The sequence below is a fragment of the Moorena producens 3L genome (assembly GCF_000211815.1).
Classification (GTDB): Bacteria; Cyanobacteriota; Cyanobacteriia; order Cyanobacteriales; family Coleofasciculaceae; genus Moorena; species Moorena producens.
Genome location: NZ_GL890974.1, coordinates 54,146 through 77,012, shown reverse-complemented (window position 1 = coordinate 77,012; position 22,867 = coordinate 54,146). Strand labels below are relative to the sequence as shown.

The following is a 22,867-nucleotide window of genomic DNA, read 5'->3' as shown; positions in this document are numbered from 1 at the left end:
ATCATTCATAATTACCGAAAATTTTGGGTTTAAAGCCCCGTCCTTCCTTCGACGGCTTTCAATGAAAGTTTGTAAGAGATGTGCTATAATGAAAGCATAAACAATAAACTTTAAAAGTAGAGAGATACTATCTAATCATAAGTAGGCAACGTAAAAAATATGTAGAGCGTACATATTGCTCCATTGGGTCTAACGACTTGAACGTCTAGGAAAAAATTAGATCAAAAAAAGTATCTATCTATATAAAAAAAAGGTACGGTGGGGTGGGAAGTTACCTTAGAAGAGTGGAGCCTTTATGGTTAGTCGGCTATGGGTAAAAGAGGTGCGACCCGTGGCGAATTTAATTCGCCGACGGAAAGCGCACCTTTGGTTAAAACTTTATGATTAAGGCTCCACTCTTCTAAGGTTTCGTCTCCGGCACACCGAAACCTAGGTCAAAGACCAACTACGCTTGGGGAGAGGAGACCTCTATTTTTCCTGGCTCCGGCAAGGGATAACAAGTCACCTCGTTGAAACAAGAATCCCCGTCCTTCCAGGGCGGGGAGTGTCAAGTAACACTCTCAATATCAATAGTTTTCTGATCTGCATCAATAAGTACCTGCTGCATAATCGGCGAAAGGTTTTCATTGAGCCGTCCAGAACGAATAAATTCGGCGTAGGTATCAGCTTCAATATCTAACATTGTTTCTTGAAGTTGCTCAAGGTCAAGGGTTTGGAGTTCAGGGTGCTTACTCCGTAACTCCTCAATTTCATCGTTAATCGTTGTCAGTTGGGAATCGATAAGTTTGGTTTGATAGCGCCACAGGTCGGAATCGATTTCTGTGGTGTTTAAGCCCTCTTCAAGATAATTTCTGACCCGATTCAGGGCGATGCGACGGGCAAGAACTTCAGAATATTGCTGACGTAGGGGTTGGTCACCAATTAAATTTAACTTTTCGAGAAACCATCGAGTGGTTAACCCCTGGACTAGCAGGGTAAACAGTACCACGCCAAACACAGTTTCGATAATATCTTGTCGTCCTTCTAAGACAACTGGCACACTTAAGGCCAGAGCAATGGAAACGGAACCTCGCAAGCCACCCCACCATAGGACGGTTTGTTCCCGCCAACCAATTTGAGAGTTGGCCAAGATATTGCTGAATGCGCCCAAACCATAAATTGCGATCGCTCTGGTCAGTAGTACAGCCAAGATAGTAACCCCAATTAAGTGAATATTTTGCCCTAAACTAGCTATCTTTATTTGGTCACCAATCAGTAGAAAGACAATCGAGTTCACAAAAAAGGCTAAGAAGTCCCAAAACTCAGAGACAATCAACCGGGTACGGGGGTTCATACCAATGCGGGAGCCAAAATTGCCCAAGATCACCCCAACGGTCACTACCCCAATCACCCCGGATCCCCCTAGTTCCTCCACAATTAAATAAGTGCCATAAGCAGAAACCAAGGTCAGGGATTGCTCCACCAGGGGTAAATCAAAGCGTTGGGTGGCGTAGGAAATGCCAAAACCAATGATGCAACCGATGCCAATCCCAATCCCCACAAACCCTAAGAAACGGGCAACACTAGTGGCAATGGAAAATTCTTCTAGTCCTAGGGGTAGTCCGACTAATAAACTAAAAGCAACCACTGCTACCCCATCATTAAATAGGCTTTCCCCCTCCATCAGGGTTTTGAGGCGTTTGTCCGCACCCAATTCCCGAAATAGGGCAATAACCGAAACTGGGTCAGTGGCAGAAAGACTGGCTCCAACCAATAAAGCAATGGTCAGGGGTAGTCCTGTCAGCTGATTGATGGCAAAGGCAATGCCAACTACGGAAATAATCACCCCAACGATCGCAAATAGACTCACGGGGACCAAATCCCGTCGTAAGTCGCGCCAGCGGATATTCCAAGCGGCTTCAAAGAGTAGGGGGGGTAGGAAAATTTCCAGAATCAGTTCTGGTGATAAGTTAACCAGTCGGACATCCACAAAGGCCAAGGCTAACCCGACAATTACCAGTAATAGGGTGTAAGGAATTTTACGGAACCAGGAAAAAATTCGAGATAGGGTTGCCACACTCAAAGACACCGACAGCACTAGGAGAAACTGTTCGAGGTTTTGCTTAATGGCGACTTCGCCAACAGTGGACTCTAGGGACATACAGAAACTCCAAGCTAAACTCAAAGGGGAAAGCCTCCTGCCCATGCCTAAAATCACAGGGGTTTTCGGTTTTCCCCTTACCAAACCACAATTACTGATGAGTCAGGGAAATCAAGGCAAACTGAAATTGATGGTAGTAGACGATGAGTCTGACAACTTAGATCTACTTTACAGAACCTTCCGCCGAAAATTTCAAGTATTCAGAGCTAATGATGCCATAACCGCCTTAGATATTTTGGACACCGAAGGAGAGATGGCGATTATTATCTCAGATCAGCGCCTAGGAGGGATGAATGGCACAGAATTCTTGAGCAGGACAGTAGAGCCTTTTCCAGATACGATTCGCATCCTGTTGACTGCCTACACAGATATAGAAGATTTGGTGGCAGCAATTAACTCAGGTCAGGTCTATAAGTACATCACAAAGCCTTGGCAGGGTGAGGAACTAAAAGCAGTGGTGCGACAAGCTGCGGAAACTTACCAAGTGCTAAAAAAAAGAACCAGGGAACTTTCTCGGGCCTTACGACGGGAAGAATTGTTCAATATGGTGACAACGGCAATTCGAGAATCCCTAGATTATAGTAATCTACTGCAAAAGGTAGTGACCACCATGGGTCAAGCCTTTGATGCTACGGCTTGTATCCTGCGACCGGTAGAGTTCAACCAACTCACACCAGAATGTTTCACCTACAAGGTTTCTGGGGATGGCAAGACACCTCATATCCCTGATACTGATTTGATGATACAACAGGTATTAGATAAACCCGAGACTAAGTCGTGGCAAGAAACAAGGGATGATCAGAATTCGGTGCAGTTGATCGTTCCCTTACCAGACCAACAACAGATCTTAGGGGTGTTGTGTCTCTACCAGCAAGGGAGTGAGGGGTCTTGGAATAAAGAAGATATCCAGCTGATAGAAGCCGTTGCTAAACAAGCAGCGTTAGCGATTTCTCAGGCAAAACTACTCCAACGCACCCAGTTACAGGCTCAGCAGATGCGGGATGAACTAGATGTAGCTCGCCAGATTCAGAATAATTTGCTGCGTCAGAGTTGGCCAGAGATGGAACAGGTGCGAGTGCAAGCTCACTGCACCCCAGCGCGACAGGTTGGTGGGGATTTTTTTGAAGTGTATGTTCATCCCCAAGGAGATATATGGCTAGCAGTTGGAGATGTGTCCGGTAAAGGGGTACCTGCTGCCTTATTTATGACCAGTGCCATGTCGATGTTACGACGGGAACTTGCTCAAGAAACATCCCCAGACCCAAAAACAGTGATCCAAAATCTTAACCACACCATGTCAGATGACCTCTATCATACCAACTGTTTTATTACCCTGGTCTTGGCTCGTTATACCCCTGACAAGCAACAGTTGGTTTATGCTAATGCTGGTCATAGCTATCCTATGGTTTGGTCTCATCACCAAGTAGTCCAACAACACTCAGAGTCAAAAACTCCAGAGCCGACTTACCTCCAGGTTCGGGGTATTCCCTTGGGCATTTTGCCAAATTGGCAGGCGGAGTCAGGACATTTAAGATTAAATTCAGGTACCATCCTGCTACTAACAAGTGATGGAATTACGGAAGCAACCCTGAATCCAGTGAATCCAGTGACAGGTTCTTCATCCCATGGGTCAACCAGCACCAGCTCTAGGCTTGAGTCATCGGGTCTTTGGCAGCTTCTGCTTCAGGAACCTGCTCCCTTTGACCTGAGTCATTTATTAGCTCGGATTCGAGAGCGTACCAACCCGATTCAGGAAGACGACCAAACCCTAGTATCTCTGGAGGTATTGTAGTGGATGAAAACAGAACTACAGATACCGAGTGACCTGAAGTTTTTGAGCATTGTCGAAAACTGGTTTCTAGGGATTTTGCAGGTTGAACTCGGAAATCGTGTTGATTGGCCTAGTCTATCCAATCGTTTGCGATTGGTGTTAGTGGAAGCTTACTCTAACGTAGTTCGTCATGCTCATCGCGATCAGCCGAATTTACCGGTCTTGATTTGCCTAGAACTCAAAGAACGGGATATTGCTCTGGAGATTTGGGACTATGGTCAAGGATTTGATCCATCCACTTATACAGAACCAAATCCAGATGATTTACAGGAAAATGGCTATGGCTGGCTAATTATCCATCGACTAATGGATCGGGTGGAGTATCGCTTACAGGTCAATGGTCGGAATTGCCTGGAGTTGCAAGTCAGGTTAGCCAAGTAGCCCAGTAGCGGAAAAGCTATTTGGGGCGTTGCTAAATTCAAAAGGCAATTGTTAATTAACCTAATAATAAATAGGATTTAATTAACCCCATTAGTTTGCGTTTTCGGCCATGAACAGTTATTAATTTAGTACGGTAATCTGACCATTCTTGTTCTCTCCCCGAGGCAAGATAAGCATCACGGGCTTTTTTAAGCCATTCTACTGCTTCATAATAGTATTTTGCTTTTCCTGCATCCATAATTGACTCGGCGCGACGACAAGCATTACGAATTACCCAATCAGGATTGATTTCTATGGCTGCATCCATAACCCTGTGAGTCAGTCCATCGGAATCATAATAACTATTATCTAGAGTAGCGATCGCTTTATCAACTAATCTTTCATAGAGGTATAGCAGAAGTCAGAAGTCAGAAGTCAGAAGTAAAACTATTGCTATACTTAGCTTTGAGACTTTTGTCATGTCCTAACTGCCCTGGCGACTGCTATAAATATCAACTTTAACTTTTTATTCACCCCAGCTCTCATAAGTTGCTAAAGCTTCTAGTAATTATTCCTTGATCGTTGACCAATTATCTCCTGCTAATTTTTATATTTTGCGATAATCTGAAAAATTTTGTTGTGCTTTAAACGCTGTTACTTTTGCTGGGATTGCTAAACAATCATCGCCTAATTTGAAGGCTATTTAACTTGTAAAATAACTTAACCTGTATTGACAATTTTCCGGCAATTTTAATCCAATATCAGCAATTTATAAAGCCTATATTTGAGCATTTTGTTCGTTAATTAAGGCAGTAGCAAGGGCTAAAGCTTGTTCCATTATGGTCATTTGTGACCGTGCAGCTTTCATGGCGAGGTCAACCCGTTCTAAGAGGATATCTGAAAAGTTTTTTGATACTGAATTCTGCCCCCCTAGCCCCCCAATTCTGGGGGGAACAAGAATCAATTTGCTGGTAGAAGTCCCCCAAAATTGGGGGACCAACGGGGGCTTGGATGTAGCAAATGAGACTTTTCAGACAACCTCTAAACGAACTAACATGATCAAATACTTGATTAAAAGCCCTGTTGCTTGAGCTAAATAGAGATATTATTCGTAGCGTTGTTGTCGTTCTAAAATTTGTAGTCTAATTAAAGCTAAATCCTCAGCGTAATCTGGGGGAAATCCTTCCCATAAACTGGTCGAAGTAATATTTCCTTGAAGTATCTGTTGTAATGGTGGATAGTCCCAACCTTGCTGTAAAGCAGCCCTCGCCATGTCAAAATAGCTACCCCACTCGTTTTGCCAAAAGTCAAAATTTACTTCTAAGTCTACTTTTTCTGATTTAGCTATATCTGTACTGAGAATTGTTTCGCACCAAACAGTATTTAATTCACAAGCAATATCATCATTGTCGATACCATACTCATCTACCAAATCCCAGTTTTCGATGCAAGACTCGGTAATAGCAGTTAGCATTGCGATCGCATTTATATGACCAGTGTTGACACGGGTTGGATTACAGACGAGAAGCCTCATCCTGTGCGTGAATACCTCCGTCAGCAAGGATTTCGTCCACCACTTGATGTGATTGATGGCGCTGCACGGGTTTATGATCCCATTGTGCGCGGGTTAGCAGGAGAGCGCCTCTATGGGGTGTTCCTGAAAGACTATAAACCATGTGATTGGTAAGGTTATATAGCGCTACGCGCAAGTCAGAAGTTAGAATTTAGAATTTAGAATTTAGAATTTAGAATTTAGAATTTAGAATTGGGAATCGGGAATCGGGAATCGGGAAAACTGATCTGACTCCCGATACCCCCATCTCCCCATCTCCCCACACTCCCTACTCCCTACTCCCTTCGCTATAGTAACTCCTCAAGGGTTGATTAGCTTAAGCAAAATAGTCTCCCATTTTTCTAATGATGCTTTATCGCTAGTCTGAATTTTATGAATTACCCACTGCTCCATAATTGATGACCTAAATAAGTAGACTGGTTTCTCTAAGTCTTGATTCCTCATAATCAAACCTTGTTGTTCGAGAGAATATAAATCTAATTCTTGTTGGCTAAAAACTAAGTCAATATCACTTAAGTCAACAGTAATCTTTTGCTCCAGACTACCTTTCAACTTCGACCAAGCCATCAGTATCAACAGACCTTGCTCGACATCCCTGCACCGTTGCCAAATATCTTGAAAAATATGTCTAGTTTGACTTTCAAACTCCTTGGCAAAGGTTTCAGTATCAGGTAACTTCCCAGTTCTTAATTCTCTAAATAGCAAAGAACCAGCAATTTGTAGCAGCGCGGGATGTCCACCAGCCATGTTTTGAATAACATCCCGTAATGCTGGTGTGATTGGAATACCTTGTAGCAGAGTATCCACTTCAGTCTCCGTTAATGGCCTAAGTACCACAAACAGATAGTGATTGTACCACGGGGATTGATCTGGGGTTAGACTCGGTCCAAGTTCATTGAAACGTTTGAGTGAGGTGACAATCATTGATAGATATTCCCTCTCCCGAGATTGATAGGCAATACTGCGACACTCACTTAGAAAGACTTCTATGTCAGCTTGAGTATAGTGCGGGTTTTCTCGCAAAGCCGCATCATAGTCATCCACTAGCAACACCAAGAACTTGTTTCGTTTCCCAAGCTGCCCCAATACTTGGCGCATCCCCCTGGCAGTTGCTTTTCCCTGGTCGAGCAATGTTTCAATGTCACTCTTAAGGTCTGGCTCACTATCTAATTTATCCATCAGCTCAATTAGGACTTCTTGCCAAAACCCGGAAGCTGTAAACGGTTGGATACTTTCGCAACTGAATAGCACCATCACCGCCTGTGATGGCTCTTCTCCATACTCTTGCCAAACGTCCGGGGAAGCCAGGAGTTCCAGGAAAGAGGTCTTTCCCATCCCTGGGCCACCCCAAATCGCTAAGTTACTGCGGTTATATATTTGATCAAAGGCAGTCTCAATGAGAGATTTTCGTCCCACAAAACGGTCTGGGGGAACTGGTGCGCCTACAACGAAAGGATTGTTTAATTTGTTAAAGAGCTTATAAACCTCTTGATTATCTGGCTCTATGGTTAGCACTTGCTTCAATTGCTGCGTTGTGAGGATAACTTCCCCTACTTCCATCAGGTGTTGTGCATAACCTAAATGCGATCGCACTAATCCATCCTGATTCCGGACTCGATCAACTAGGTATGCTCGCTGATAGCATTGCACTGCTTTATCAAATACGTCACCTTCCAAATATATCCTTGCGATCTCGAATAAAGCACTAAAGTGATTGGGATTGGCTTTCAAAACCTGTTCATAGGGTTTCACCCCCTGAGCATTTCGTTCAATTGCTTGTTGATAACTAGCCTTAGCCTCTGGATCGAGGTCTTCCAATTCCAATATCTCTCGCCGCAATGGGTAACGTTGGACTAACCAGCGGCGGACTAATTCTATTTCTACTTTGTAATATTTTCCGTTGTAGGATGAAACTTGATCAGTTATTTCTACGACCCCTAAGAAACCTAATTTAAGCAGTTTTTCCCTAGCTTGAGTCAAAGACTCGGTGATGGTAACGCCATATTCTTCCAGTAAACTCAACGGGTCTTGCACAACCTGATTAGGATTTCTTTCAGCTTTTTTTTGAGCCTCTGCTACTGCGGAAAATATCACTCGTTCCAGAATCGGTAATCCATCCCGAAACCAGGTTAATCCTCCTTCACCAATTTCAATGGCATCATCAACAATTCTAGTCACATCATCAGGAGTTACCTGCCACTTTTGTGCAGTTCTAGCTTGAGCAAACAGTGCATGACATAGGACCTGAGTGAAATAGGGATGACCTGAAGCTAATGCTAAGATGGCATCGATTGCTTCAGAGTTATAGGCCAAATATTCCTTAGCTGGTTCAGTGATTAACTCCCTGGCACTTCGTTCACTGAGCAAGCCAATTTTTTGGCTAGGAGCACCTTTAAATAATCCCAGCAACTTGGGCATATCATCCAGTTGCCGTCCTATAAACGGAATAATAAATAATCGCTGATCTTGTTCGATTAGAAATTTTAAATAATGGAAAAACGTTTCAGATGAAGACTCCTTTGATGAAGCAAGCTCTGAGGTATAATAGTTACTACTCAACACATCAAATTAATCTAGCAACAACACCAGCTTTTTATACCCTAATTCTTTATAGACTTTTGGTAAAAAGCTATCTGCAAAAAGATTCGGATTGGTTTCTAATTCCGTAATGCTTGGTAGATTAATAGGGTCAGATTCTAGCTGAATTTGTTTAATAATAGCTTGTCCTAAACTGTATAGAACACGGCTAAGGGATAACTGACTTTTGTCCTGTAGATCAAACTGAACAAACACAAATTCATCTTGCCCAACAAAATTGGGAATTTGTTTAAGTACAGTGGATTTACCAATACGTCGTTGACCATGGAACAAAATTACCTGTACGCCCTGCTGGAGGTTGTCCTCAATGAATTCAAACTTGTTGCGTCTACCGAAAAATAATTCTGGTTCAGAAATGGGACGACCAACAATGTAAGGATTTCTTCTAATATAAGGATTTTTCCGAACAGTTGCACTAGTCATGTTGGCTTTCTTCCCAGTTACGTTGTAAGGATTCAGCTATCAGCATTCAGCTATCAGCATTCAGTTATCAGCTATCAGCTATCAGCTATCAGCTATCAGCCAAGACCTGTGGCCACCCTACTTGAGGTGCGAACAGCTTTTGAATAAAATAAGCTGACGGCTGACTACTGTTCGCGTAGCGTGCGCGTAGCGCATATACTTAGATGGGCTTTTCCCCAGACTTTAAATGGGTGCATCTCCTAGAAGCTATTTTAACCGGTGGTGCGTTACGGGGGGGCTGTTCCAACGCTAGCTACGAGGAGGCAAATTAGGGCGAGCCCCCCTAACGCACCCTACTCAAAATTTACTACGCAAACGAGGTTTATTTTAAGCTGACAGCTGACAGCTGACAGCTGACGGCTGAATACTTACACTCACCCAATTAAGAACTGCTATATAGTATCACCACAAGCTCAGGAGAGCAACCTTAGTTTATCCGCTAATTGCGCCTTTTGGAAGAGCAGCTGTAACTTTTCCAATCCATTCTAGGATAGATGGCACCTGGTCCTAAGAATTTTTCCAGCTAAGACAGCAGCACCAAAGCCATTATCAATATTTACTACTCCTATGCCTGGTGCGCAAGAATTCAACATGGTTAACAGGGGTGCCATACCACCAAAACTGGCTCCATAGCCGACACTAGTAGGAACGGCAATAACTGGACAATCGGCCATGCCAGCTACCACACTGGGTAATGCTCCTTCCATCCCAGCTACGACAATTAAGACATCGGCCTCGGCAATCACCTGTCGATTATTCAGCAAGCGGTGGATACCAGCTACCCCCACATCCCAAAGGCGCTTGACCTGAAACCCACATAATTCAGCAGTTACTGCGGCTTCCTGAGCTACTGGTAAATCGGATGTGCCCGCAGAAATTAGACTAATGATACCGGCATACTTAGGTTCGAGCTGAGATGGTGCGATCGCACAAATCCGAGCTGTGGAATAATACTGTAATTCTGGGACTTTTGACTCTAGCTCCGTTGCCACCTCTGGTGTAATCCGTGTGGCCATTACTACTGGATTCTGCTGGCGCATTACTGCCATAATCTGAGCAATTTGGTCAGGGGTTTTTCCCTCTCCCCAAATTACCTCAGGAAATCCAGTTCTTAAGGTGCGGTGGTGGTCAATTTTGGCAAAATCACCCACTTCTTCGTAGGTAAAATCCTTCAGTTTATCTAGAGCAACAGTTGGGCTAAGGTCACCAGCCGCAACTGCTTCCAGTAGAGATTTTAATGCTTCGGGTTGAGTCATTTTAAGGTTATCAGGTTATTAGGTTGAAGGTTTAAGGTTATCTGGTTATTTAGTTTAAGGTTGAAGGTTATTAGGTTTAAGGTTATTAGGTTTAAGGTTATCCGGTTTAATATTTAATGTTTCCGGTTGAGCTACGATTTATAGTTGATAAGTGCGTAGGGTGCGTTAGGGGGGGATTGCCATCATATTCAACTTCGTAGCCAGTCGCCCCGTAACGCACCACGGGGTCAAACACCAAAAATGAGATGTACCCAAGGGATCCCCCTAAATCCCCCTTAAAAAGGGGGACTTTGAGGTTGATAAGTGCGTAGGGTGCGTTAGGGGGGGATTGCCATCATATTCAACTTCGTAGCCAGTCGCGCCGTAACGCACCACGGGGTCAAACACCAAAAATGAGATGTACCCAAGGGATCCCCCTAAATCCCCCTTGAAAAGGGGGACTTTGAGGTTGATAAGTGTACCTTACACATGCAAGAAACGCTATATAGTATTTCTAAATAGATCATGAAACCCAATGCTGATTGATCATAACATCAAAAACTCCTCCTAATTCTTTCCTACTGTTCCCTTTTCCCTATTCCCTGTTCCCTATTCCCTGCTCCCTGCTCCCTGCTCCCTATTCCCAATGTTATCATTCTGAAATTTTCAGTTCATCAATATTCCAGAATGCGCCTCCTAGAGCGGAATATTCAATTCCTTCTATGGAATTACGAACTGCGGTCATGGAGAGAGGATTAATCAGATAAATATAAGGCAAGTGTTCTAAATTAATCCGTTGGGCTTCTTGATAAATTTTTTTGCGATTTTTTTCATCTAATTCTTGAGCGCCTTGGATATAAAGGTCACTTATTTTTTGCTCCCAATCGGCTATTTTCCGACCTTGAATGGGGGATTGACCAGGGAAGGTTTTTTGATTAAAGCTGTGCAATCCCCCATCTACAGACCAGACATTAGAACTATTATTGGGTTCAAAGCCACCGCCACTAAAACCAAGGAGATGGCATTCCCAATCTAAGCTATTGCCGAGTTTGTCTACTAGGGTATTGAAGGCAATGGGAGTAAAATCGACTTGAATGCCAATTTTACTGAGGTCTTGCTTAATCTGTGCTCCCATGGCTTCTCGCAGCTTATTACCAGCATTAGTCATTAAGGTGAAACGGACTCGATTACCTTGGCTATCGAGCAATTCGCCTTCGTCATTGTAGTTAAAGCCCGCTGTTAAGAGTAATTTCTTGGCTTTGTCGGGATTATAGTCATACACTGGTAACCCCTTTTCTGGTGACAGATAATAGGGGCTTTGCACAGGTAAATTAGAATATTGCGGCGCACCTAACCCCCGATATAAATTATTCAGCATGGTTTGCCGGTCTATGCCATAGGCAACGGCTTGTCTAAATTCGAGAGTATTAAACCAACGGGACTTAATTGGATCTACTAAAGGCTCTCCATCCCGGCTACCGGTGTTGAGATTGAAGGAGATAAAACTGGAACTGAGGGTAGGACCAGCGATGTGGATGGTAAAGTTACCCTTTTTTTCCTCCTGCTTCAGCAGGGAATAGTATTCAGGGGATACACCGAGAGCATCTAATCCGCCGGAGCGAAACTGAATAAAGGATGAATCCGTTGATTCTACAATTTCCCAGATCGCCCGCTCAATATAAGGTTGCTGGTTTCCCTGTTCATCTTTTTTCCAGTAGTAGGGATTACGGTCATAAACCACCCGCTGACTGGTGCGGTAGAGTTTGAGTTTGTAAGGGCCGTTGACAATAATATCCTCTGGATCTGTATCTACCCCCCACATGGTCAGAAACTTAGGATTACCCTCTGAATCTTTGGTTTTCACGGATTCTTGCAGGACATGAGCGGGTAAGACCGGTAAGCCAGTACTGCGGAGAAAGGGCGCAAAAGGTTCAGGGACAGCAAATTCCACCCGACGCTGATCGATCTTCTTGACCGTTGGTAAAGCTCGACTCTTGCCAACCCGGAGGATATCTCTAGAATCAGTGGGAATTTCTGGGTTGAGGTAGATGTCATTGTAGGTAAAGACGACATCATCAGTGGTTAAAGGCTCACCATCGGACCACTTTAGCCCCTCCCTCAAGGTAAATAGGATTTTAAGTTTATCGTCGGAAATCTGCCAGGATTCCGCTAAACCCGGGATTATGTCCCCGGTTATCCCATCAGTGTCTATTAAACCCTGAAAGGTAAGACCAAAAATATTGGTGGCACTTTGGTTAAGGGCATAGTTAAAGGTGTTAATGTCACTGAGAATACTCTGGACTATGCGGGGAACGTGAGCTGCCTTGGTTTCAAATTGGCTGATGCTACAGCCAGGGAGTGCGATCGCAAAACTCACAGCCAGGAAAATTCCTAGACAACGATACCAGAGAAGCACAAGAGAATTAGCAGAGGTCATGTAAGAAAGGGAGTAGGGAGTAGGGAGTAGGGAATCGGGAGTCGGGAATCGGGAGTCGGGAATCGGGAACTACGATAATCAACTCTGTACTAGCATACCAAGTCCAGTAGGGTGCGTTAGGGGCGGGCTTGCCCTGATGTTCAACCTCGTACTCAGTGTTTGGACAGCCCGCCCGTAACGCACCAGCCAAGGGCTCGCTGTTCCCTGTTCCCTATTCCCTGTTCCCTTCTAATTACTGTTCCCTGTTCCCTATTCCCTGTTCCCTACCTCACGAGGTTCAGAGGTTCGTTCACGAAGCTCAGAGGTTCAACCGCGAGGCTCAGAGGTTCGTTCACGAAGCTCAGAGGTTCAACCGCGAGGTTCAGAGGTTCAACCGCGAGGCTCAGAGGTTCGACCGCGAGGCTCAGAGGTTCAACCGCGAGGTTCAGAGGTTCAACCGCGAGGTTCAGAGGTTCAACCGAGAGGTTCAGAGGCTCAACCCCACACTTCCCAAACTAACCCAACTCATTGCTCTGTTCTTATCAGAAAAACACCATAACACAAGTACCCTCATGGGTACTCTCAAAAGTCGATTTATTGTTTATAATAAAACCCACACTTTTGAGAACAGGAGTAATTCACCAACACCCAATACCGTTCGATTAAGCCCCCCAGCCCCCAATTTTGGGGGAGCAAGATGTTTAAAAGTCCCCCAGTATTGGGGGATTTAGGGGGCGAAAAAAATTACTTGAGCGACTAACCGAACAGTAATTCACCAACACCCTTGATTCCTAAACAACTGATAGCTTAATGGTTACCTGATAAGACCTAACTGTTACTGTGATTCCGTAAGTATTCAGCTATCAGCTATCAGCGTGTCGCGTATCAGCTATCAGCTATCAGTCAAAGGCCTTGGCCTATGGCCACCCTACGGGAATGGGCACGTTACTTGAGATGCTATCAGCTTTTGAATCAAACAGGTAAGCATTGGTTTAATAGTCACGAAAGTCAAATCCCTTGTGCCCTGTGCCACAAAGCAACTCAAGTAGCGTGAGCTAAAAGCTGACGGCTGACGGCTGAATGCTTACGTGATTCCAGTCACAAAACCCTTAAGGTTAGTGTCAAAAACTAAGGAAATAAATCACTGTAGTGTTATAGTAGTTTTATAACTATTCCAAAATTTTACCTACAAAGTCATCGAGACCTAGAGGGTTCACAAGTTTTGCCCCAAACGTTCACAATATCTCGATCTCAGGTAATCAATCGGTGCATTTTGTGAATAGTGTTAACCAAAATAGGGGAGCATCCAAGCCCGAAAGAATTCTTTGATAATTAATTAGGACTTACCCATTGCCCCCTAAATCCCCCAAACTTGATACTGCTGGCGAATTTAACATTTAGAAATATCAGCCTGAAGACAGCAGTCTTTATAGCCCCCCAACCCCCAATTCTGGGGGAGCATGAACTTAAAGTTACCCATCTGCTACCCTTGTGTAAACAAATATTAATTTCGCCAACGGTATCAAACTTGGGGGACTTTCGTGACTTTGTCCTCCCCAGGTTTGGGGGGTTAGGGGGGCAAAAGCAACTAAATTTCGTAAGTCCTATTTAATGCAAATTGAAAATTGAATATGGAAGCCAAGATGATGCAAAATCCTTTTACCTACGGTCAGCCAGTTTCCCCAGAGCGTTTTGTGGGACGACGATCAGAAATTCAGGCGGCCTTTGATCAAATTTATAACCGCAGTAACTTAGCGATTTGGGGGGGGCCAGCCATGGGCAAGACCTCTTTCCTGGAACTTCTGGCTTCCCCCCAAGTTTGGAAACAGTATGGACAGGATCCATCCCAGGCTGTGATGGTGCTGCTGAGTTGCGAAAGTATTCAACCCTTTACAGCTTCCGGGTTTTGGCAAGAAGTGTTTAATCTGCTCAAAAAAGAATTAGACGGTGAGCCAGAGCTTCAGGAAGAGATCGACACATTGCTGGACCAGGGAAAAGCAACCACTAGGGGCATGCGCCAAGTATTGCGGAAGCTTGGCAAACGCCACAAATTCTTGCTGTTGCTCGTGGATGACTATGATTGGGCACTGCGGCCAAACCCTCACTATAGTCATGCTGAGATGGAAACCTTTCTCACGGAGTGTCGCAGTATTGCCTATCACTCTCGGGAGAGGCGATATCTATCCATGATTGTGGCCTCACTCCGCCGTCTCAATGAACTTGGTCCTGCTCTCAATCCCAATAGTTCTCCCTGGTACAACCATTATCTGTTCCAATCCCTGAAGCCATTTACTGACCCTGACATTGATCAATTAATGGCTGGTATGCCAATTACCCCAACCTTACGGGGGCTGATCCGAGAGATTGCTGGTGGACATCCGGCTCTGCTCCAGATTGGTGGTGCTTTGCTTTATCGAGAGCTAAAAACTGGCAACGTCCCTGATGCCCAAGCCTTTGCTCGGGACTTTGAAGGTACTACCCTACCAATTTTTGAAACGATTTGGAAACGGTGTAGCGAAGTTGAGCAAGCCCTATTGATGCTGATGGCCTTGTTCAAGTTACAAGGTCGTCTCCATCATAACAAGCACTTTGACTTAAAAGGTATTGACGTAATCTTTAGCCAACACCAGCGAGAGTTAACTAACCTCGTCGAACAAGGGGTGATTACTAACCAAAAAGAACCAGGAGTGATGATCTACCATCAAGACTTATTATTTACCTCATCCATTATGGAGCGGTGGGTGATTCAGGAACTTTGGCAGACTAATCATCCCTTACTAGAAGATAGGCAAAAAGTCTTTCTCAATCTACTCAGCCATAGTCAAGCTGATCAAGTTACGAAGGCGATTAAGTGGCTATGGCAACATCAAGAGACAGTCAAGACTGCTCTGGCATGGGTAAGTAAAGTGTTAGCTGCATTTTCCTGAATTGAAATAGCAGCAAACCAGATGGCAGCAAACCTTAAGTGGTTTGGAGAAGAATTAAACGAATCATTAATAGCCCAGGAATGGATAATAATTACCCTAATCGTCCTAATCCTTATATTATCGGGAGTATAATTGATGACCCACACAATTTTTTCGGACGGGAGAGTCTGTTTCACTTTATCGAAGACAACCTGAATAATAGAGAAAAGGTGATCTTACTCCATGGTCAACGACGGATTGGTAAGTCATCGGTCTTGGCTCAAATTCCCCACAAAGTTCTTCACGATCAGTTTTTCTTTGTTAACTACGATTTGCACAGCTACATTCACAAACCTTTGAGTCGTATTCTCCATGACTTGGCTCAAGAGATTAGTGACCACTTGGGTGATCACTTTGGTCTAGATCCAGATCATCTGACTCCCCCCTCAGAACAAGAGTTAGCAACTGATAAAGCTATCTTCTCTAATCAATTTTTACCCAAGCTTGATCGGGTATTAAAGGGTAAAAACCTGGTTTTATTGCTGGATGAATTTGATGTTTTAACGAACCACAATCCTCCGTCAGCAAAGCCGAATTTTTTTCCCTATTTAGCTGAGCTGATTAAACAGCACAATAAATTATTTGTGATTGCGGTAGTGGGACGGAATCTCGATGATCTGCCCACTCTACTCAAACTGTTTGGGAGTCCACCCTACCAAGAAATTGGTTTTCTGGATCAGGTCAGTACTAAACGACTAATTACTAGATCAGTTCAGGGTGTACTGATCTACGAATCCCAAGCCATCAATGCAATTTACCACCTATCAGCAGGGCATCCTTATTTTACCCAAGTTCTATGCTTTACTCTGTTCTCGGAGGCTAGGGAGAACCAAAACTGGAGGATTTCTGGTGCAGATGTAGAGCTTATAGTCAACCAGGCAATTGAGAACGCTCAAGGGGGATTGCTGTGGTTGTGGGATGGCTTACCGATCCCAGAGCGAGTGGTATTTTCAGCGGTGGCAGAGGCTCAACAAAGAGCGATCTCACCAGACCAGGGGTTTCCAGAACACCCATTACACCCATTATCGTTCCTAAAGCGCTATGGTGTGAGCCAGACCAAGTCCCTGTATCAAGCAACCAAACGACTTAAACACAACGGTTTCCTAGATGACACAGAATGTAGAGTAAAGGTGCCATTAGTCCAGCGCTGGTTGCTTCAGAATCACCCACTACAGCAAGAGATACTAGCACTGGAGAAACTAGACCAAGACCAAACTAATCCGATCTATCAACTAGCCACTAGACGGTATCAACAGGGACAAATTCAGAAAGCACTAGTGCTCTATGACGAGGTTTTGCAACTTAATCCTAATCATTTCAGCGCTCTGTTGGTTCTAGCTCAGGGCTATCTCCAGGTCAAGGATTTCAGGCAAGCCGTCGAAATCTATAGAAGAGTTTATCAAGTTAAGCCAGTACAAAGCAAAGAAGGGTTGTTGCGATCGCTACTAAACTATGGAGATCAGTTGATCGAGCAACAAGCATTCACAAAAGCCAAGAAGCCTTTTCAGCAAATGTTGCACATTGACCCTGAGGATCAATTAGCACAGCAGAAACTAGAACATATTGAAGCTAAAATCGCAGCTATTAGTAAGACACCTATCAATCCGGTTCATAGCACCCCCAATCCTACTAGGTTAGGCATCGGCAAACTAGCAGCAGGTGTAGCAATCATTTCCCTGGTTGGTGTGGGATTTTATAACCTATCAACTCCCTGTCCAACCGGTGAACAAAAAGTCTTCGGGATTACATGTATCGCCAAGAGTAGTCATACTAATACTAGTCAGAGTATTAGTCGTGGTGAGCACAGCTTATTTCCTAAAAGTGACAACAACGAAAAAATTGACCGTGCTACTGAAGCATTCCAAAACGCCAACTATTCCGAAGCAGCTAAGTTTTTTAAGGAAGCTTGGCAGGCTAATCGAAATAATCCAGAATTGTTGATTTACTACAACAATGCCCGAGCTCGTCAACAGGGTTTTAAGCCATTTACTATTGCTGTGGTGGTGCCCATAGACCAGTCAAAATCCACGGCACAAGAAACATTGCGAGGGGTAGCCCAGGCTCAAGATCAGTTCAATAATTCAGGGGGATTAAATGGTCAATTACTGGAAATTGCGATCGCTAACGATGGCAACGACACACTTAAAGCAGAAAAAATAGCTCAAGCTTTGGTGAAGGACAACTCTATCCTAGGAGTCATTGGACATAGCTCTAGTGATGCCAGTAACGCCGCACTCCCCGTATATGACCAAGCTGGCTTAGCCATAATTTCCTCCACCAGCTCAAGTACTTATTTAACCAATGTTGATAAAAATAACAACGTTTTCTTTAGGATAGTTCCTTCTAATGAAGCACTTGCCAAAAAACTGGCTCAACATGTCAGAAATAAACCTGGCTTAGACAAGGTGGTAATTTTCTATGATGATGACAGTGTCTATAGTAAGGATCTAAAAGAAAAGTTTGAAACACACTTTGAACAACTAGGAGGTAAGGTGGTTCGGGAGATTAAATTAAACGATGCCAACCTGAATATAACTCAAGAAGTTAAAAATAGTTTCTCTCAAGATCAAGTCAAGGCCGCCATGTTATTCCCGAGGGTGGAATCGGTTAATACAGCTATTAATATTGCTAAAGCCAACGCTAACCTATATCAGCAGGGGCTGAGGTTGTTAGCTACTTCTACTTTATATGAAAATAAAACCTTGATAAGCGGTCAGCAAGCGGTTGAAGGGTTGACTATAGTAGTTCCCTGGTTTAGGGAAGCACCAGAGGCAATAACTTTTTCTAAAGCAGCTCAGGCACTATGGCGAGGAGATGTGAGCTGGGTTACTGCCACTAGCTTCGATGCTACTCAAGCTTTTATTCAGGCTTTGTTCAAGGATGCCGACCGCAAGCTAGTTCTCGACAGACTCCGCAATATTCATCTTTTCCCCAGTGATACCTCAGGGTTCCCGTTGCAGTTTACTGACCAAGGGGAGCGTCAGAGTGAACCTGTCCTGGTGCAAGTAGTTAACGGTAAATTTAAATTCGTGTCAGAGCAAGACCAAGAGGGGATTGAAAAGTCACCGTAATCATCAAGCCTGGGGCAATACCACCTAATTCCCCTTTAGCAATACTGACTAAAAATACTTACTAAAATTTTAGAATTCTAACCTCGGTAGGAAATATAAGGATCTTAAACATCATCCTAGGGAGTTGTCTATAAAACCGGTTATACAAAACCTAAATAATTGGATAAGATAGAGTATGGAGTAAATAAAAATAACCTAACTAAAGCAGTAAACGTTATATCTCTATCTCTATCGGAGATGACAAAAAATGATTTCAATAGTTCCTAGAAATCCCTATATTATTGGTCGTCCAATTGATGAGAATGACCCGGAATTATTTTGGGGAAGGCGAAGCTTATTCCGGTTTATTGAGGATAACCTCAAAAATAAAACCAAGGTTATGATAGTGTACGGTCAACGGCGGATTGGTAAGTCGTCCCTACTCCGTCATATTCCTACATCGGTTGACTTAGATAGCTTTTGTTTTGTTCCTTTTGATCTGGAATCCTACAGTCACAAATCTCTTGGTGAGGTCTTGGAGGAACTGGCCACAGAAATCCTTGACAGCTTGGCACTAGACTACCCTGACATCCCCTTGCCTGATTCTACAGACTTAGAAACCGACCCCTCGCTTTTTGATAAGCAGTTTTTGCCCGAGGTTTTTCAAACATTGGGTATCCAAAATCTAGCGTTATTGCTGGATGAATTTGAGACTTTAAATAGCCCAGATTATAACCAATATAATTACCTATTATACCAGCATTTATTTCCTTACTTAAAATCCCTAGTTGCTCGACAGGATAATCTATACCTGATTCTCTGTGTGGAACAGGAATCGAAAGATTTACCGAATTTACTCCGGATATTCAAAGATGCCCCAACCCAAGAAATTGGCTTACTTGATCAACAAACTACCCAGGAGCTAATTACCAAACCAGCAGCAGGACTACTCACCTACGAACCTGCTGCTATCCAAGCCATTTACCAGTTATCTAGCGGGCATCCCTATTTTACCCAAGTCCTATGCTTTGCTATTTTTAGCAGAGCTAGGGAGTTAGAGCAGTGGCAAATCACCCCAGAAGATGTGGAAAACAGTGTAGACCAAGCCCTAGAAAATGCTAGTGCTGGATTGCTAGGGATTAGAGCCGGATTATCTATCCCAGAACGAGTAGTATTCTCTGCGTTTGCCGAGGCGGATAATCTCGTTAAAAATAGTTCTAAAAATAGTTCAGACCAGCCATTACAGCCGTTTTCAGATGAATTGACCTCACTACCAACTGCAAGCCCCCTAAATCCCCCAATTCTGGGGGACTTTAACTCAAGAACCCCCCAAAGTTGGGGGGCTAGGGGGGCAAAACTTGCTGTAAGTCTACTCGAAAACTACGGCGTTATTCCAACAACATCCTTAATAAAAGCACCAGACCAACTAGCGGAACGGGGTTTCTTAGATAAAAATAAATCTAAAGTAACCATTGAATTTATCCGGCGCTGGTTGATTAAACGTTACCCACTCCAGCAAGAAATCCTAGAACTAGAAAAAATAGACCAAGACCAAACTAATCCCATCTATCAACAAGCCACTACCCAGGATCAACAGGGGGAAATTACCAAAGCCCTAGGACTATATGAACAGGTTTTGGAACTAAACCCTAATCATTTTAGTGCTGTATTTTCCCTAGCTCAAGGATATCTAGAGTTGGGAGAGTTTGAGAAAGCAGTTACCTATTACCAAAGAGCCTATAAAATTGACCAAATACGTAACAAAGATGGCTTGGTGCGCTCCCTCTTAAATTATGGCAATCAGTTGATAGAGCAACAATCCTTCACAAGAGCAAGAGAGCAGTTTAACCAAGTATTGGAAATTGCTCCAGATAATATATCAGCACAGGAAAAAATCCTGGAAATTCAAAATTATCCAGAGAACTCTGATCGATTAATTCACAATAATTTGTCCTCTGGAATGGTTAGTGATTCTGGGATTATTGCTGAGTTTAGATATGAAATTAATCATCAGAATCTTAGTCAAGGAAATTGGTTAGGTAAACTAGCATTAGGAGTAGCAATCATTTCCCTGGTTGGTGTGGGATTTTATAAGGTATCAACGCCCTGTCCAGCTGGTCAACATAAAGTCTTCGGGATTAGATGCATTGCTACTACTATTAGTCGGGGTGACCACAGCTTATTTCCTAGAATTGACAACAAGGAAAAAATTGACCGTGCTACTGCAGCATTCCAAAACCAAAACTATAAGGCAGCAGCTAACTTGTTTAACCAAGCTTGGCAGGCTAATCAAAATGATCCAGAATTGCTGATTTACTACAACAATGCCCGCGCTCGTCAAAAGGCTCTTGAAAAGAATGTTTCTCCATTCACTATCGCTGTGGTAGTGCCCATCGACCAGTCAGAATCCAGGGCAAAAGAAATATTGCGAGGGGTAGCCCAGGCTCAACATAAGTTCAATAATTCAGACCGATTAAATGGTCGATTCCTGGAAATTGCGATCGCTAACGATGGCAACGATCCAGCCACAGCGAAAGAAATAGCTCAAGCTTTAGTTAAAGAAAAATCTATCCTGGGGGTAATTGGACATAACTCTAGTAATGCCAGTAAGGCCGCACTCCCGGTATACGACCAAGCTGGCTTAGCCATGATTGCCTCCACCAGCACCAGTAGTTATGTAAATGGAAAGGTGTTATTTAGGACAGCTCCTTCTAATCTAGCAGTTGGTAAAGCACTGGCTCAACATCTCAAAACTACACTGGGCTTAGACAAAGTCGTAATTTTTTATGATGCTGACAGTGTCTATAGCAATAGTCTCAAAGACTTTTTTAAAAGAGACTTTGAACAACTAGGGGGTAAGGTGGTTCGGAAGATTGAATTAAACAAATCCGACTTTAATATAACAGAAGAAGTCGAAATAAGTCTCTATCAAGATCAAGTCAAGGCCGCCATGTTATTCCCCAGCGTGGAATACATTGATACAGCTGTTAATATTGCTAAAGCCAACGCTAACCTAAACCCTAACCCCAACAACCGAGATCAGCAAGGGCTGAGGTTGTTCGGTGGGGATACGTTATATAGTAGTAAAACCTGGCAAGAGCGTGAACAAGGGGTTGAAGGGTTGACTATCGCAGTCCCCTGGTTTAGGGAATCACCACAGGCAAAAAACTTTTCTACAGCAGCTAGGGAACTATGGCGAGGAGATGTTAACTGGCGCACTGCCACAAGCTTCGATGCTACTCAAGCCTTTATTAAGGCTTTGGTTCAGGACACCGACCGAGAGATAGTTCTCGACAGACTCCGCAAGGTTAATCTTGTAGCGAGTGATACCTCAGGGTTACCTTTGCGGTTTACTGACCAAGGGGAGCGCCAGAGTCAACCTGTCCTGGTGGAAGTGGTTGATGGTGAATTTAAATTGAAGTAAGTTCATCAGGCAATTAATATAGCACTACTCATTCAGGTTAGGACATCATAACAACTAGTAAAAGCTCTTATAGTAAACTTCTGACTTCTGACTTCTGACTTCTGACTTGCGCGTAGCGCTCATCCATTGCCTAGCAGCGGAGAAATATGTCAAAATATTAAGCGTGTGGATTACATCATCTCTAACTACCGCGTTAACACCAACCGCTGTTGCCCTGGGAAACTTTGACGGCGTCCATTTGGGGCATCAGCAAGTTATTGCTCCCATTTTGCCGAAGCCAGTTACTGCTCAAGCTCAAGCCCTGACATCATCCAATCTTGAGCAATTTAGTAACCCAGAAACCACTGGCCCAAATCTAGACCCAAATCTAGAACTAATCTATCCCACAGTAGCCACCTTCAATCCCCACCCCCGAGAATTCTTTTCCGGTCAAGCCTGGAAGCTACTGACACCACCAACAGAAAAAGCACAACAGTTGAGTGCCTTGGGTGTGCAACAGTTAGCCCTATTACCCTTTAACCGGGAGCTAGCTTCCCTGAGTCCCCAGGAATTCGTGGAAAAGATTTTAGTCGAGCAACTCCAGGCACAGCAAGTCAGTGTGGGAGAGGATTTTTGCTTTGGCCATAAGCGAGCTGGCACCGCAACGGATTTGGATGCGATCGCCTCCGCCTACGGTATTACCGTCCATATCGTATCCTTGTACAAACGTCAAGACCAACGGATCAGTAGTTCCAGCATTCGCCAATCCTTAGCCCAAGGGGATATCGACAAAGCCAACCGATTTCTAGGACGGCCATACACCCTAATCGGAA

At 43.8% G+C, this 22,867-nt stretch carries 13 protein-coding genes and 2 pseudogenes; 7 read left to right on the top strand and 8 right to left on the bottom strand.

What is annotated here, in order from left to right:
• Positions 1 to 547 precede the first annotated feature (547 nt).
• Entirely contained in the window at positions 548 to 2,140 is a 1,593-nt protein-coding gene (locus LYNGBM3L_RS33030) for a Na+/H+ antiporter (protein ID WP_008191700.1), read from the bottom strand.
• A gap of 97 nt (positions 2,141 to 2,237) precedes the next feature.
• Between LYNGBM3L_RS33030 and LYNGBM3L_RS33025 the strand changes: the two genes are divergently transcribed.
• Both LYNGBM3L_RS33025 and LYNGBM3L_RS33020 read left to right on the top strand, forming a co-directional pair.
• Positions 2,238 to 3,932 carry a SpoIIE family protein phosphatase gene (locus tag LYNGBM3L_RS33025; protein ID WP_044495852.1) on the top strand — a complete coding sequence of 565 codons (1,695 nt, stop codon included), beginning with the start codon at positions 2,238 to 2,240 and terminating at the stop codon, positions 3,930 to 3,932.
• Positions 3,933 to 3,935: 3 nt separating this feature from the next.
• Positions 3,936 to 4,352 carry an ATP-binding protein gene (locus LYNGBM3L_RS33020; protein WP_008191695.1) on the top strand — a complete coding sequence of 139 codons (417 nt, stop codon included), beginning with the start codon at positions 3,936 to 3,938 and terminating at the stop codon, positions 4,350 to 4,352.
• Between the two features lie 55 nt (positions 4,353 to 4,407).
• Here the strand turns inward: LYNGBM3L_RS33020 and LYNGBM3L_RS34510 are convergent, their stop codons facing one another.
• The gene (locus tag LYNGBM3L_RS34510; RefSeq protein WP_008191693.1) at positions 4,408 to 4,659 is read right to left on the bottom strand and encodes a hypothetical protein; all 252 of its coding nucleotides are present in this window, start codon (positions 4,657 to 4,659) and stop codon (positions 4,408 to 4,410) included.
• A gap of 777 nt (positions 4,660 to 5,436) precedes the next feature.
• On the bottom strand, positions 5,437 to 5,805 hold the full coding sequence (locus LYNGBM3L_RS34500) for a hypothetical protein (RefSeq protein ID WP_008191688.1): 369 nt from the start codon (positions 5,803 to 5,805) through the stop codon (positions 5,437 to 5,439).
• A gap of 3 nt (positions 5,806 to 5,808) precedes the next feature.
• Between LYNGBM3L_RS34500 and LYNGBM3L_RS34495 the strand changes: the two are divergent.
• Positions 5,809 to 6,018, top strand: a pseudogene (locus LYNGBM3L_RS34495) (SDR family NAD(P)-dependent oxidoreductase); the annotation flags it as partial.
• 186 nt (positions 6,019 to 6,204) lie between these two features.
• Here LYNGBM3L_RS34495 and LYNGBM3L_RS48170 read toward each other — a convergent pair.
• The 5 genes from LYNGBM3L_RS48170 to LYNGBM3L_RS46290 form a co-directional block, all read right to left on the bottom strand.
• Positions 6,205 to 8,463: an NACHT domain-containing protein gene (locus LYNGBM3L_RS48170; RefSeq protein ID WP_229414780.1), complete on the bottom strand. Its 2,259-nt coding sequence runs from the start codon at positions 8,461 to 8,463 to the stop codon at positions 6,205 to 6,207.
• A 9-nt stretch (positions 8,464 to 8,472) separates the two neighbouring features.
• Entirely contained in the window at positions 8,473 to 8,925 is a 453-nt protein-coding gene (locus LYNGBM3L_RS33005) for an ATP-binding protein (RefSeq protein ID WP_008191682.1), read from the bottom strand.
• Between the two features lie 524 nt (positions 8,926 to 9,449).
• Complete coding sequence (gene larB / locus LYNGBM3L_RS33000; protein ID WP_008191680.1) at positions 9,450 to 10,220, bottom strand: nickel pincer cofactor biosynthesis protein LarB; 771 nt, start codon at positions 10,218 to 10,220, stop codon at positions 9,450 to 9,452.
• A gap of 631 nt (positions 10,221 to 10,851) precedes the next feature.
• Complete coding sequence (locus LYNGBM3L_RS32995) at positions 10,852 to 12,636, bottom strand: ABC transporter substrate-binding protein (RefSeq protein ID WP_008191678.1); 1,785 nt, start codon at positions 12,634 to 12,636, stop codon at positions 10,852 to 10,854.
• Positions 12,623 to 12,826, bottom strand: a complete 204-nt coding sequence (locus LYNGBM3L_RS46290) for a hypothetical protein (RefSeq protein ID WP_131827026.1) — start codon at positions 12,824 to 12,826, stop codon at positions 12,623 to 12,625. Before LYNGBM3L_RS46290 ends, LYNGBM3L_RS32995 begins: the two co-directional genes overlap by 14 nt.
• 1,432 nt (positions 12,827 to 14,258) lie before the next feature.
• Between LYNGBM3L_RS46290 and LYNGBM3L_RS32990 the strand changes: the two genes are divergently transcribed.
• The 4 genes and pseudogenes from LYNGBM3L_RS32990 to LYNGBM3L_RS32975 all read left to right on the top strand — a co-directional run.
• Positions 14,259 to 15,542 carry an ATP-binding protein gene (locus tag LYNGBM3L_RS32990; RefSeq protein WP_044495848.1) on the top strand — a complete coding sequence of 428 codons (1,284 nt, stop codon included), beginning with the start codon at positions 14,259 to 14,261 and terminating at the stop codon, positions 15,540 to 15,542.
• A gap of 80 nt (positions 15,543 to 15,622) precedes the next feature.
• Positions 15,623 to 18,652 carry an ABC transporter substrate-binding protein gene (locus tag LYNGBM3L_RS34490; protein ID WP_008191671.1) on the top strand — a complete coding sequence of 1,010 codons (3,030 nt, stop codon included), beginning with the start codon at positions 15,623 to 15,625 and terminating at the stop codon, positions 18,650 to 18,652.
• A gap of 247 nt (positions 18,653 to 18,899) precedes the next feature.
• The gene (locus LYNGBM3L_RS39220; protein ID WP_008191669.1) at positions 18,900 to 22,055 is read left to right on the top strand and encodes an ABC transporter substrate-binding protein; all 3,156 of its coding nucleotides are present in this window, start codon (positions 18,900 to 18,902) and stop codon (positions 22,053 to 22,055) included.
• A gap of 163 nt (positions 22,056 to 22,218) precedes the next feature.
• Positions 22,219 to 22,867 (top strand): annotated as a pseudogene (locus LYNGBM3L_RS32975) (bifunctional riboflavin kinase/FAD synthetase); the annotation flags it as partial.

Bases quoted from the DNA above. Each gene is read 5' to 3' on its own strand.
- LYNGBM3L_RS34500 (WP_008191688.1), bottom strand. From the start codon at position 5,805: ATGCTAACTGCTATTACCGAGTCTTGCATCGAAAACTGGGATTTGGTA.
- LYNGBM3L_RS33030 (WP_008191700.1), bottom strand. From the start codon at position 2,140: ATGTCCCTAGAGTCCACTGTTGGCGAAGTCGCCATTAAGCAAAACCTC.
- LYNGBM3L_RS33020 (WP_008191695.1), top strand. From the start codon at position 3,936: ATGAAAACAGAACTACAGATACCGAGTGACCTGAAGTTTTTGAGCATT.
- LYNGBM3L_RS32990 (WP_044495848.1), top strand. From the start codon at position 14,259: ATGATGCAAAATCCTTTTACCTACGGTCAGCCAGTTTCCCCAGAGCGT.
- LYNGBM3L_RS34490 (WP_008191671.1), top strand. From the start codon at position 15,623: ATGGATAATAATTACCCTAATCGTCCTAATCCTTATATTATCGGGAGT.
- LYNGBM3L_RS32995 (WP_008191678.1), bottom strand. From the start codon at position 12,636: ATGACCTCTGCTAATTCTCTTGTGCTTCTCTGGTATCGTTGTCTAGGA.
- LYNGBM3L_RS33025 (WP_044495852.1), top strand. From the start codon at position 2,238: ATGAGTCAGGGAAATCAAGGCAAACTGAAATTGATGGTAGTAGACGAT.
- LYNGBM3L_RS34510 (WP_008191693.1), bottom strand. From the start codon at position 4,659: ATGGATGCAGCCATAGAAATCAATCCTGATTGGGTAATTCGTAATGCT.
- LYNGBM3L_RS33005 (WP_008191682.1), bottom strand. From the start codon at position 8,925: ATGACTAGTGCAACTGTTCGGAAAAATCCTTATATTAGAAGAAATCCT.
- LYNGBM3L_RS39220 (WP_008191669.1), top strand. From the start codon at position 18,900: ATGATTTCAATAGTTCCTAGAAATCCCTATATTATTGGTCGTCCAATT.
- larB (WP_008191680.1), bottom strand. From the start codon at position 10,220: ATGACTCAACCCGAAGCATTAAAATCTCTACTGGAAGCAGTTGCGGCT.